Below are 13,415 nucleotides of genomic sequence, written 5' to 3' on the forward strand. Positions count from 1 at the left end.
TGTTTGCAACCTGAATTTTTATTAGCCAAGACAGTCACAATTCTGTTTATTAATAATTTTACATCACTTTATAAAATGTAATAACCAAGATGGATTTGTTTAATCATTTAGAAAATAATCAGGCATTGTTTAATGCAATTGTAACGTCCAGCAATGATGCAATTGTAAGTAAAACACTTGATGGGATTATAACAAGCTGGAATCCTGCAGCAGAAAAAATGTTTGGTTATTTGCAGACAGAGGCTGTGGGAAAACATATTTCTTTAATTATTCCGGAGGATAGATTAAGTGAGGAGGATTATATTATTGGACAAATAAAAGCTGGTAAAAAAGTTGATCATTTTGAAACCATTAGAAAAACCAAAAATGGTCAGAACTTTCCCATTTCTGTAACAGTATCTCCGGTTGTTGATAAAGAGGGCAATATCATTGGAGCATCAAAGATTGCTCGTGATATTAGTGATCGCCATATTGCCCAACAAGAAAAAGCAGAGCTTCTTGAAAAATTAAAAGAACTCAATATCCGGAAAGATGAGTTTATAGCTTTGGCAAGTCATGAATTGAGGACTCCGCTGACAAGTATGGATGCTTATCTGCAGATCTTAAAGAGGTATATTGATGATGAGAAAGTAAAAGTATTTTTAGAAAAAGCGTTGGCACAATCGAAAAAATTGAATCATCTTATTTCTGATCTTTTAGACGTTTCCAAAATTGAATCAGGCAAACTAGTTCTGCGAATTGAGAAATTCGACATTCATCAATTGGTTGAAGATACGATTGACCTCATCAGCAAGGCTAACGAGTTTTTTGAGATTACTTTACATTCTGAGATAGATTCTATTCAAATTGAAGGAGATCATTATAAGATTGAGCAAGTTATTACCAATCTATTGACCAATGCAATACGATATTCAGCTGGAAGTAAGCAAATTGATGTTTTTATCAAAGCAGAAAATGGGATCGCAATTATTGGTGTAAAAGATTACGGCGCTGGGATTGATTCTAACCATTTCGAAGATATTTTTTCAAGGTTCTATCAGGTTCATCAGTCCAATAATGTTTCAGGATTAGGGTTAGGACTTTATTTATGCAAGCAGATTATTTCTCAGCATTGGGGGAAAATATGGGTAGAAAGTGAACTGAAAAAGGGGAGTACATTCTGGATAGAATTACCAGTTAGTCAATGTTGATAATTAAATTCATAATATTCCTTTATTAGAATTTTTTATAAAAACTACTCCCAATAAACTATATGGCAGAAGATTTGATTACGCTTGGCAAATCAAATCTATTTCTATGAATTTTTCAACTATTTTATTGGAGCGTATTAGCTATCATCTTCTAAGAAGAGGAGAAACAATATCCATTTGCGAAAGTGCAACTTCAGGAGCATTGCAGTTAGCTTTCTCACAAATGCCCGATGCACAAAATTTTTATAAGGGTGGTCTTACTATTTTCACAAATAATCAATTAAAACTGCTTAATATCAATCACAATGATAAAGACCAAATCTTCGTATCCCGTAAAGGAGCAGAAGAACTATCTATAGAGATTGGAAAACAGTTTTCTTCAGATTGGGCAATCGCAATAACAGGTTGTATCATACCAACAGAAGAATATAATAACCAAATTTTTGCTCATTACAGTATCTCATACAAAAACGTAATCATCCGTAGTGATAAGATTGAATTACATCCTCTGACAAAGGCTTGGGATGCACAAAAGTACTTTGCAGAATATGTTTTGACGTGTTTAAGATGTGAATTGAAACACGAGCATATAACTAAAGACAGAACATACGCTTAATCAATTTCCTAAATAAATAATAAAACACCTGTGATGAAAATCTCAGGTGTTTTTTACTATAAATTTAAGTTATCTTGAATTTGTATGATGCAGAACAACATAATCCCACGGTGCCATTTCGATAACAAGTGTTTCATCCACTTGTAGTTCTGAATTGGAAAAAAGGTTCACATAATTGCCTTTATCAAAGGAAGTATCGAACTGTGCAACGACTGTATCTTTACTTAGATTAATAAATACTAATACTTTATCGCCATTTTTCTCACGAACAAATGAAATTACATTATCCATCTTATCATTCATAATTCGTACAATTTCGCCACCATATTGTCCGTTCCATAAGGCTTGGTTTTGATGTTTTAAAGAGAATAGAGTAGAGTAAAGCTTTTCATTGTCGTGCTTCTGCCACGGGATTGGATCTTTTTCAAAGAATGCCAATGAGTGATCTATTCCAGCTTCCTGACCGTTATAAACCAGTGGAATCCCGTCCATCAAAAAAGTGAATACTGTTACAGCTTTCAATGCTTCTCCAAAATTGATATAAGGCGTTCCTTCCCAAGAATTTTTATCGTGATTGTCTATAAAATTCATTCGTATGCCCTTCTTGGGAAATATGGAAACGTGTTCTGCTAAGTAAGCTTCACTTAATGTTTTTACACTATAATGATTGGTAGCAATCTGATGAAGGATATTCCATAAAGTCCAATTGTAAGTCGAATCAAATGCTCTTCTGTGCAAATCTTTATCTTCCGCCTCAGCCAGCATAAATACAGGTTTCAGAATATCCAATTCCGCTCTGGCGTTCTCCCAAAAATCTATCGGGACAAAACTCGCAATATCACAACGGTAGCCATCGATATCAAAATCTTTCACCCAATATTTTAAGGCATTGGTCATATATTGTCGAAGTTCTGGATGGCTGTAATCCAATTCAATAATATCATCATAATCCCGCCATCTTGTGGACTGAAAAGTATCTTTTCTCGACTTTCTGTACCATTCCGGATGTTCTTCTACAAGATTGTTATCCCAACTTGTATGATTCGCGACCCAATCCAAAATAACAAACATTCCCTCATCGTGAATGGCTTTTACCAGTTTTTTGAAATCTTCTTCTGTACCAAATTCGGGATTAACTTCAAGATAATTACGCACAGAATAATAACTTCCGAGATTACCTTTTCTATGAACTTTACCAATTGGGTGGATCGGCATCAACCAAATAATATCGATTCCCAATTTCTTAAGTCGAGGCAACTCTCTTTCAACTGCTGCAAATGTACCTTCCTCAGAAAATTGTCTGATATTAAGTTCATAAAGTGTTGCATTTTTTACCCATTCGGGTGTAGTGATTTCAACATAAGATTTGGGTTGGTATCGTTTATCGTTGGCTTGTTCCATAAGAATAGTTTATTAACAAAAAATATGTTATCGAATATCATACCTACTCAACATTCAATATTAATAATTAGCATAAAATTAAAATGATTAATACCAAATTCTTTCAAAAAAATCAATAATATCTCATCATAATTCTATAAAGGTTTGATGTTTGTATGGCTATAAAACTCAAACACCGATTTAAATAAAATATTAAGTTATGATACCAAAAAAGATTCACTACTGCTGGTTTGGAGGCCAGCCCAAAGACGAATTAGCCGAACATTGTATAGCAACTTGGAAAAAAATCCATCCCGATTACGAGATTATCGAATGGAATGAAAGCAATGCGCCGATAGAAGATAATAATTATGTTAAAGAAGCTTTTGCACAGAAAAAATGGGCATTTGTTTCCGATTATGTCCGGTCAAAAGTGATGTATGAACACGGCGGAATCTATATGGACACCGATATGGAACTCAAGCTTCCTCTGGATGAATTCCTAACTGAAAAAGCAGTCTGCGGTTTTGAGGTTAAAGGTGTGCCTTATTCAGCATTTTGGATGGCTGAACCGAAACATCAATTATCAAAGGACTTTGTGGATTATTATAATAAACAAAAGGGTTTTGAAGAACGCATTAATACCGATATTTTCTCGGAAATGCTGGAGAAAGATTACGGAGCAAATCGTTATAGTGATACGATTCAGAAATTAAATCACGGTGTTACATTATATCCATCGGTATATTTTTCACAAGATCTACCTAAAAATTATGTTAGCCATCATTTTAATGGGTCTTGGTTTGGCGGTGATGAAGAAAATACACATAAAAAGATGGTTAATGTTTATGGTTTGCTAGAGAGACTAACCACTTATCCAGGAGCAGCTAAAGCTGTAAAGAGTATTATTGATGAGCATAAAACGATTAATGTGGATGATTTACTAGATTTAATTCCGACGGATCATATAACAACGTACGTTCAGAAAAAAGTCTATGGTGATGAAAATTAATAAGAATATTTAAAATTGTGATTCAAGTCATAAAATGAAAAATAATCTAATTATATATTTGAAATACTAAAGTTCCTAATAAATAGGTCTTGAAAATTTAATTTCAGTTTCATAGTTAATCCGGTTGTAATTTTTACAATCGGATTTTTTTATTATGCGGTTAAATCATATAATGAATAATTAAAAAAAGAGGACTAAAATTTTAGTCCTCTTTTAATTAGTTGTATTAAAGATTACTCCATAATAACCTTAAAATTCCGATTCAGATTTTCTCCAGAAACATTTAAGATATAAATTCCAGCAGTTTTTTTATTAGCAATATTTAAAGTGAAAATTCCTTTTTCCTTAGAATTAATTTTTTCATTAAGGATAATTTTTCCTGACATATCTCTTAGTGTTGCAGTCAAATTAGATTTTTTGTAATCAGGGAGTTGTATTGAGATTTGGTCTTTCACAGGATTAGGATAGATGATTCCTTTTTTAGAAATAAATTTATCCGTGCTTAATGTAGCTTGACTGTACAAAGCTTGTACCTCCGAAAGTGATAAAGCATAATTGAACATTTTCAACTCATCAAATGCACCTTTGTAAGGAGCTGGAGCTGTGGTTGACATTAATTCAAATTCACCAATGTTTCCAATAATCAAATCACTGACTTCACCAATTCCAGTAACAGCAGTTTCATCGCCTTCCGCACTTAAAACTCCATTAGTATAAATTCTCATTTTATGCGCAACAATGTCTCTCATTATTACAACATTTACCCAATCTCCTGTGAAATAATTGGCAATCGGAGAAGTAATCTCTTTTTTGGTTATATCATCATCGATGGCAAAACGTAATTGTCCGCCTTTTATCTCAATATTGTAACGTTTTCCTGTCGCTCCGGTTGTTGTATTTTTCGTAAATGAACCTTTGCATAAAACATAAAGACTTGTCGATGATGAAGAAGGAATCATACTTGCTGGAGCTTTCATCCAAAAAGAAACAGTGAATGAGTTTTTGTCAAAGAAGATATGGTCTTGATTAGGAACACTTGCAATGTATATATTGCTCGGAGAAGTTGCCAAATCAAGGGCGTAATTTTCCTTTCCTTGGATTCTGACGTTAGAATTGTCGTAAGCTACGTCCAATATTCCGTCATTTTCATAATCGGTTACATCTGCAATTTTTTCTCCTTCAAAAGGCGCCTCTTTGAAAGGCCAATGTCCAACAAGAGTAGGAGTTAAAGTATGAAAATTCCAAACATCACCGGTTGCAGTTCCTTTTTCATTTGAAGCATCTATTCTCCAATAATAAGTCGTTGCAGGACTCAATCCGGTCAATTGATAAGATGGCGAAGTTGAATAATTAACATCTGCAACTTTACTTAAGGTTGATGAATTAGTTCCAAGATAAACTGAGTATTTTGTTGTATTTGTACTTCCTGCCCATTTCAATGTCAGATTTCCGCTGGTCAATTCTACATTGTTACTTCCGTTTGTTGGAGCAGGATTTGTGGCTTTCGTCGGAGCTGATGGAATTGGTGGAGTGGTAATAGATGCAATAGAAGTATAAACTGAAGATTCCGTTGCATTAGTAGCTTTAACTCTATAATAATATTGAGTATTTGGAGTCAAACCCGTTTCATTATAACTTACAATATTGGCTCCCAATGTTGCTATTTCTGAGAAATTAGTTCCATCTGTTGAACGTTCCAAAATATAGTTGGTTTCGTTAGTTGAATTATCGCTCCAATTGACTGTAAAAGAGCTTGCCGGTGGAACTTCTGTTGTCGCGACATTCGTGAAATTAAGATTTGTCGGGGGAATAATAAAATCTGGCGGGGTTTGATTGGGTAAGCTGTTGATATAAACTTCAATATTTAGATATGGAGCATTTGTAGTGCTTACATTCAAAGCATCTGGAGTATATTTGTCTAATCCGTTTGCATCTTCCCAAGCATCTGGCATTCCGTCATTATCTGTATCCAAAGGAGCTGGCGCACCATAAACGTGTCCTGCACCACCATTTGTAAAACCAAATTGAGAAGTAAGGTCAGACTGAACATAAACATAAGTCGCCGTTGTTCCTTTTGACTGCAAATCAGAAATCATCAGATTCTCGACTTGGTCACGTCTCGGATAGGATGCACCAACATTCAAAATCGCTTTGTCATAAGCTTGTTGAGCTGTTAAAGTCGGATTTTTCATTGGATAATCATAAGGCTCTGATTTGATGGAATTAATATCGCCCGTAGGAAAACCTGTCAAATCCGAAGGTACTAAAGTTCCGTTCAGGATTCCGTCTTTGTTATTATCAAAATAATTTCCAGAACCATACAAAGAAAAATTGTCATTTCCTCTGTTGAAAGGTGTTGTAACAGTATTACTTGTATTTGGTCCGCCAATAAAATAATTATTAATGATATTCACATCCGAAGTTCCAGCCGAATCTCCGCCCATAATATAAGCGTCACCCGATTCTGTATGCCCATAAGTATTACTATAATTTCCCCAGTTATAAACAATGTTATTGACGAATTCGTTGATTCCTTTTACTTTATTGTTTCGGGTTTTGTTGCAGATATACAAGTTTCCGATTAAACTGATTTTTCCACCGGAAGGTTGCATCAATCCTCCAGCCGAGTGATTGTGACGATGCAGACCTTGACCAATAATAGAATTCTGAATCGTGATATTATCAGGACTATCGCCTTTGTTATCCCAATTGATAGAGAAAACTTCGTCCGTTCCCCAAGTGAAAGACATATGGTCGAAAATCATATTTGAACCATTAGCAAGACCTGATGTATCTTGACCTTGAGTTGTGCTTCCAAAACGGATTCGTACATATCGGGCAATCGTATTACTTGCTCCTGTAAATGTAACTCTGGAACCAAGAAGAACAATGCCTTCTCCAGGCGCAGTTTGTCCAGCAATAGTCGTATTTTTTGCAATGACAATTTGGGATTTAGTATTGATGATACCTCCAACTTTGAATATCACAAATCGTCCTTCTTTACTCACTGCATCACGGAAAGAACCAGGTCCGCTATCGTTCAGATTGGTTACTAAGTAAATCTCAGGATTGGCAGAGCCTCTTGCTCCTGTTGCATATCTTCCAAAACCGGTCGCTTCCGGAAAGGCTAATGTTTGCGCATTAAGATCAATGGTTGTCGAAATAGTTCCGCAAAGAATAAATAGTTTAAGCACTTGCTTAATAGGTAGAATTTTTTCTTTCATAATAATTTGATTAATTAGAAATAGGGCTTTTGATGTGATGGAAAATTAGAAACAACAACTAAGATGACTGTCCTGCTGAATCCTGTTAATTATCAGTTAGTTATAGATTTCAATAATTTTAATATTAATTAAATATGAACTGATTTTAAGATTCTATCAAGGTTTGATAGCGATTAATTTTACAGCAAATAATTGTTTTTTGAATTAAAATTTAACTCTTCAATCAATGAAAATCTTTTTGGCAGATTCAATTATATTTTATTGACAGGAGAGGACAGGATGCTCTAGTTTCACAAAAACTATACTTTTATTTTCGTTTATTAGCTACACAAAATCGATTATGACATTTCAAAATATATCAAAGCTTTTCTTAACTTTTTCACTTCTTTTTTCTTTTTCAGGATTAAAAAGTCAGGACAGATTCCCAGACGGAACTGCAATCCCAAAATGGTTTAAAGAAAATAAACCAACAGATATTAATAAATTAGGCAAAAAATATATCCTTACTGAAAATGGCGTGAAGAATGACAGTACAGTTCTTCAGACAAAACAACTTCAGGCTGTCATAGATTTGGCTGCAAAAAATGGAGGCGGAGTTGTCATTGTCCCAAAAGGAACATTTTTAATCAGTTCACTTTTCTTTAAACAAGGAACACATTTATATTTAGAAAGCGGAGCAAAACTAAAAGGAAGCGATGATATCAATGATTTTCCAGTAGTGACAACAAGAATGGAAGGTCAGACTGTGAAATATTTTCCGGCTTTAATCAATGCTGATGGATTAGACGGCTTCACGATTTCAGGAAAAGGAACGCTCGACGGAAACGGATTAAGATTCTGGAAATCATTCTGGAAAAGAAGAGAATGGAATCCTAAATGCACCAATATGGACGAAATGAGACCGAGAATCATCTATGTTTCAAATTCTAAAAATGTTCAGATTGAAGATATTACGGTTAAAAATTCACCTTTCTGGAGTACACATTATTACAAATCTCATTTTGTGAAATTATTAAATCTTACGATTTTAGCACCGAAAGAACCGGTAAAAGCGCCAAGTACAGATGCAATTGACATTGATGCCTGTTCAAATTTCCTGGTGAAAAACTGTTATATGTCGGTAAACGACGATGCGATTGCTTTAAAAGGTGGAAAAGGTCCAAAAGCCGATGTTGACTCGAACAATGGTGAAAACAGAAACATCATCATCGAAAACAATACTTTCGGGTTTTGCCACTCTGTTCTCACTTGCGGAAGCGAATCAATTCATAATTATAACGTCATTTTAAGAAATTCTACCGTGAAAGATGCTTCAAGGTTATTACACCTAAAAATGCGTCCTGACACGCCTCAACATTACGAATATTTGACTGTTGACAATATTAAAGGAAACGTGAAAACCTTCATTTATGTAAAAGGCTGGAATCAGTTTTTTGATTTAAAAGGCGAAGCAAGACCTAAAAAAGGTTTAGCGAATAATATCACTGTCAAAAATATAGATTTAAGTTGCGAGACAGCGTTCTCCATTGAAAAATCAGATTTGTTTGATTTAAAAGATTTCACTTTTGAAAATTTTAAAGTTAAAGCTCTGAAACCTGAAATGGAAAACTTGAATAATATTCAGAATTTGAAACAAAAAAATATTAAAGTGGAGCAAGTTGCTTCTCTTACGCAATCTTACGATAAAAAAGACGACTCAGACATTGCTGCAAAATAATGAGTTTTTCTTCCAAAATATTCGCTTTTTTATGTGTCTGTTCACAGCTTTTATTTTCTCAGTCTAAAGAAATTCAATTCTTAACTGGGAAAGATGCAGAGCATACCAAAGAATGGGGTTTTTGGATAAATTCAGGAAGAAAATCGGGAAGTTGGGATAAAATAAACGTGCCTTCTCATTGGGAACAACAAGGTTTTGGTTCTTACAATTATGGTCGTGATTATGTGACTTACGGCAAAAATTTCAAGTTTCACGATGAAACAGGTTTGTATAAACATAAGTTTACAGTTCCCAATTCTTGGAAAGGAAAAACCATCAACATCGTTTTCGAGGGTTCAATGACGGACACGGAAGTGAAAATCAATGGGAAATCGGCTGGAGAAATTCATCAGGGCGCTTTTTATGAATTTAAATATGATATTTCAGATGAAATTAAGTTTGGAAATGAAAATATTCTCGAAGTAAAAGTCTCCAAAATGTCGGCAGATAAATCGGTCAACAATGCAGAACGTCTTGCGGATTATTGGATTTTAGGAGGGATTTTTCGACCTGTTTATTTGGAAGCAAATCCGAAAGAACATATTTTGTCAACAGCTATTGAAACTAGAGCAGACGGAACTTTCTGTTCAAATATTTATTTAAATGAAATTAATTCCACTAATAATATAAAAGTAGAATTATTCGATATTAAAAATAATTTAGTTGGAGAATCTAAGATTTCAATTCAAAAAGGCGATACTTTAAAACAGATTCAATTTTCGATTAAGAATCCAAAACTCTGGACGGCCGAAACACCCAATTTATACAAAGCGAAATTCAGTTTACATAAAAACAAAAAAATAGTCAGTCAAACCGAAGAAAAATTCGGTTTCAGAACCATAGAAATCCGAAAAGGCGACGGAATTTTCATTAACGGAACAAAGGTGAAAATGAAAGGTATTAACCGGCACGTTTGGTGGCCTGAAACCGGACGTGCTGTCAACAAAAACATCGATTTGATGGACGTTCAGCTCATCAAAGAAATGAATATGAATGCCGTTCGTTGCTCTCATTATCCGCCGAATAAATCGTTTTTAAAAATTTGCGATTCGCTCGGTTTATATGTTTTGGATGAATTGGCGGGTTGGCAAAAAAAATACAGTACAGAAGTCGGGAAAAAGTTGGTGAAAGAAATGGTTGTGAGAGATGCCAATCATCCTTCGATTATTTTCTGGAGCAACGGAAACGAAGGCGGACATAATTTTGATTTGGATGCAGAATTTGCAAAATACGACTTGTCAAACCGTCCCGTTATTCACGCACATCACAAGCCTGGAAACGCTTTCAACGGAATCGACTGCAATCATTACGAAGATTATTACAGCACAAAAAAAATCCTAGAAGGCGAAAATATTTATATGCCGACCGAATTTTTACACGCACAGGACGACGGCGGTGGCGGAACTTCACTAGCCGATTACTGGGAACTACATTGGAACTCCAAAAAAGGAGCGGGCGGTTTTTTATGGGCTTTTGCCGATGAAGGTTTGGCAAGAACAGATTTCAACAATCAGATTGATGTGAATGCAATCAACGCTCCCGACGGAGTTTTAGGACCACATCGAGAAAAGGAAGGCAGTTTTTATTCGATTCGTGAAATTTACAGTCCGGTAAAAATTGATTTGAAAACACTACCAAACGATTTTAATGGAATCATTCCTGTTGAAAACCGTTATCATTTTACCAATCTAAATGAATGTCAGTTTGAATGGAAATTGATCAAGTTCAAAACACCATTTTCATCAGAATCAGGATTTGATGTTATTAAAACAGGTAAAATTGAATCTCCAAATATTCAACCGACAGAAAAAGGAACTGTCAATTTAAATCTTCCTCAAAACTGGAAAGAAAGTGAAGGTTTATTATTAACAGCAACCGATTCTTTCGGAAAAGAAATTTACACCTGGACTTGGAAATTGAAGTTGAATAATGAAATTTCAAATCAGTTTTCAGAATCTTTAACGAAAGAATTTCCGGTTTCTATCGTCGAAAATGATGTTGAATTTATTTTAAAATCAGACGAAAAAGAATTTGCCATTGAAAAAAAAGACGGCTTATTAAAATCTATTATTGTCGATAAAAAAGGCAAAAAAATGACCTTCAAAAACGGCCCTGTTTTCGTGAATGGAGCAATGGAATTATCTTCCATAAAATCTTTTGCAGAAGGACAAAATCAACTGATTGAAATTAATTACAAAAACGGAAATAAAATCATTTGGAAACTCAATCCAAACGGAATTTTAGAATTAAATTATGAATATTCTTTGTCTGGAGATTATCAATTTTCTGGGGTGAGTTTTGATTATCCTGAAAACTATGTCATCAGCGCAAAATGGCTGGGCAAAGGTCCGTATCACGTTTGGAAAAACAGAACTCAGGGACAAACATATAATGTCTGGCAAAATTTGAGAAATTCAACCCGAACTGGTGTTTCGCCTTGGATTTATCCTGAATTTAAAGGATATTTTGACGATGTTTCGTGGTTGCAACTGAATACTGCGGAAGGAAAAATATCGGTGGGAACGAAAGAAGAGAAAATGTTCGTCAGACTTTTTGATTTTTACGGAATTTACGGTGCAGAAGGTTATCCGAAATTACCGAGTGGAAATATTTCTTTCCTTGACGCAATTCCACCGCTTGGAACTGTTTTGGCATTTAATATTAATAATGATACTTCGACTTTAGGCCCTGAAAGTGAACCAAATCATTTGAACGGAACATTCAAAAGAACCTTGTATTTCTATTTTGGTCTGCCGGATTTAGGCGATGAAAACAAACAGTTTACAATGCCAAAAGAAAACATTTTAACAGATTAAGATGAAGAACTGGATTTCACTTTTAATCGTTTTTTTCTGCGCAACGATATTTGCACAGCAAACCACTTTCAAATTTGATTTTGGCGGAAGTAGAGTTAAAAATGGTTTCATTCCAATCACTTCAACCTCAAAATTTGATAAGAAAATCGGTTATGGATTTATGGATATTTCCGGTTTGAAATCTGTTGACAACGGAGGAAATGCTTTGAAGGGAGATTTTATAACCAGCGACAAACCGTTTTATTTTTCAGTTGCAATTCCTGAAGGAAATTATAACATTATATTAAATCTTGGCAATTCTAAAGGAACATCTGAAACAACAGTTCGTGTAGAAAACCGCCGTTTGATGCTCAATGACGTCAAAACTAAAAAGGGCGAAATTCTTGAAAAACAAATCACCGTTCACGTTAAAGACAGTATTATTAGAAATCAAAACGGCGAAAAAATCGGAATTGTAAAATTAAAACCAAGAGAAACAAAATATCTGCATTGGGACAATTTGTTGACAATTGAGTTTAATGATAAAGCTCCGAAAATTTGCTCAGTTATCATTCAACCCAACCAAACGGCAAAAACTATTTACTTGACGGGAGATTCAACGGTTGTTGATGCGCAATATGAACCGTGGGCTTCTTGGGGACAGATGTTACCGTATTTTTTCGTTCCAAATGAGGTTGTCATTGCGAATTATGCTGAAAGTGGAGAAACTCTGAAAGCCTTTGAAGACCGCCACCGAATCGATAAAATCTGGAATAAAATAAAATCCGGAGATTATCTCTTTATCCAATTCGGGCACAACGATCAAAAAGCGGGAAATAGCACAAAATCCGGCTACAGAAAAAGATTAAAAGAGTGGATTCAAAAAGCCAAACAATTGGGAGCAATTCCGGTTTTGGTGACTTCAATGAACCGCAGAGTTTTTGATGAAAACAATAAAATTGTCAACACTTTAGACGATTTTCCTGATGCGATTCGGAAAATTGCAAGAGAAGAAAAAGTTGATTTAATTGATTTGAATGCATTAAGCAAAACATTATTCGAAGCGATGGGACCGGAAACGGCGAAGAAAGCATTTGTTCATTATCCCGCAAATTCTTATCTAAACCAACCGAATGCTTTGGCAGACGATACACATTTTAATCCTTACGGAGCTTATGAATTGGCGAAATGTGTCGTGAAATCTATCGTTGACCAAAATTTACCTTTAAAGAAATATATTTCAAAAAATTATAAAAATTTTAACCCAAATAAACCCGATGATGTAGAAAAATTCCACTGGCCGGAATCTGTTTTTATGGAATCTTTGAAGCCTGATGGAAATTAATCTAATGTAAAAAAAGTCCTGAAAGGACGACTTTCAAAACCATTGGGTGAAGCCCAATGATAAAATAAAAAAGAATGTGAGCAAGCCCTGAAAGGGC

General features: G+C 34.7%; 8 protein-coding genes. 6 read left to right on the top strand and 2 right to left on the bottom strand.

From position 1 onward, the window contains the following. The first annotated feature begins 89 nt into the window (after window positions 1-89). Window positions 90-1,190: a PAS domain-containing sensor histidine kinase gene (locus BUR19_RS05580; protein ID WP_074233892.1), complete on the top strand. Its 1,101-nt coding sequence runs from the start codon at window positions 90-92 to the stop codon at window positions 1,188-1,190. 106 nt (window positions 1,191-1,296) lie between these two features. Continuing rightward, window positions 1,297-1,806: a CinA family protein gene (locus BUR19_RS05585; protein ID WP_074233893.1), complete on the top strand. Its 510-nt coding sequence runs from the start codon at window positions 1,297-1,299 to the stop codon at window positions 1,804-1,806. A gap of 69 nt (window positions 1,807-1,875) precedes the next feature. On the opposite strand, the gene BUR19_RS05590 is transcribed toward BUR19_RS05585, so the two are convergent. Beyond that, window positions 1,876-3,207 (bottom strand): alpha-amylase family glycosyl hydrolase, encoded by a 1,332-nt coding sequence (locus BUR19_RS05590; protein ID WP_074233894.1) that lies wholly within the window; start codon window positions 3,205-3,207, stop codon window positions 1,876-1,878. 199 nt (window positions 3,208-3,406) lie between these two features. Between BUR19_RS05590 and BUR19_RS05595 the strand changes: the two genes are divergently transcribed. After that, complete coding sequence (locus BUR19_RS05595; protein WP_074233895.1) at window positions 3,407-4,198, top strand: glycosyltransferase family 32 protein; 792 nt, start codon at window positions 3,407-3,409, stop codon at window positions 4,196-4,198. Window positions 4,199-4,431: 233 nt separating this feature from the next. Here the strand turns inward: BUR19_RS05595 and BUR19_RS05600 are convergent, their stop codons facing one another. Beyond that, window positions 4,432-7,422: a LamG-like jellyroll fold domain-containing protein gene (locus tag BUR19_RS05600; RefSeq protein WP_074233896.1), complete on the bottom strand. Its 2,991-nt coding sequence runs from the start codon at window positions 7,420-7,422 to the stop codon at window positions 4,432-4,434. 340 nt (window positions 7,423-7,762) lie between these two features. On the opposite strand from BUR19_RS05600, the gene BUR19_RS05605 reads away from it, so the two are divergent. From BUR19_RS05605 to BUR19_RS05615, 3 genes are read left to right on the top strand one after another with little or no spacing between them, the layout of a single operon-like run. Next, window positions 7,763-9,139, top strand: coding sequence for a rhamnogalacturonidase (locus tag BUR19_RS05605; RefSeq protein ID WP_074233897.1), 1,377 nt, complete (start codon window positions 7,763-7,765; stop codon window positions 9,137-9,139). Beyond that, window positions 9,139-11,994 carry a glycoside hydrolase family 2 protein gene (locus BUR19_RS05610; protein ID WP_074233898.1) on the top strand — a complete coding sequence of 952 codons (2,856 nt, stop codon included), beginning with the start codon at window positions 9,139-9,141 and terminating at the stop codon, window positions 11,992-11,994. Before BUR19_RS05605 ends, BUR19_RS05610 begins: the two co-directional genes overlap by 1 nt. Before the next feature lies 1 nt (window position 11,995). Continuing rightward, window positions 11,996-13,318 (top strand): rhamnogalacturonan acetylesterase, encoded by a 1,323-nt coding sequence (locus BUR19_RS05615; protein ID WP_074233899.1) that lies wholly within the window; start codon window positions 11,996-11,998, stop codon window positions 13,316-13,318. Window positions 13,319-13,415: the final 97 nt, after the last annotated feature.

It is taken from the genome of Epilithonimonas zeae, assembly GCF_900141765.1.
GTDB lineage: Bacteria > Bacteroidota > Bacteroidia > Flavobacteriales > Weeksellaceae > Epilithonimonas > Epilithonimonas zeae.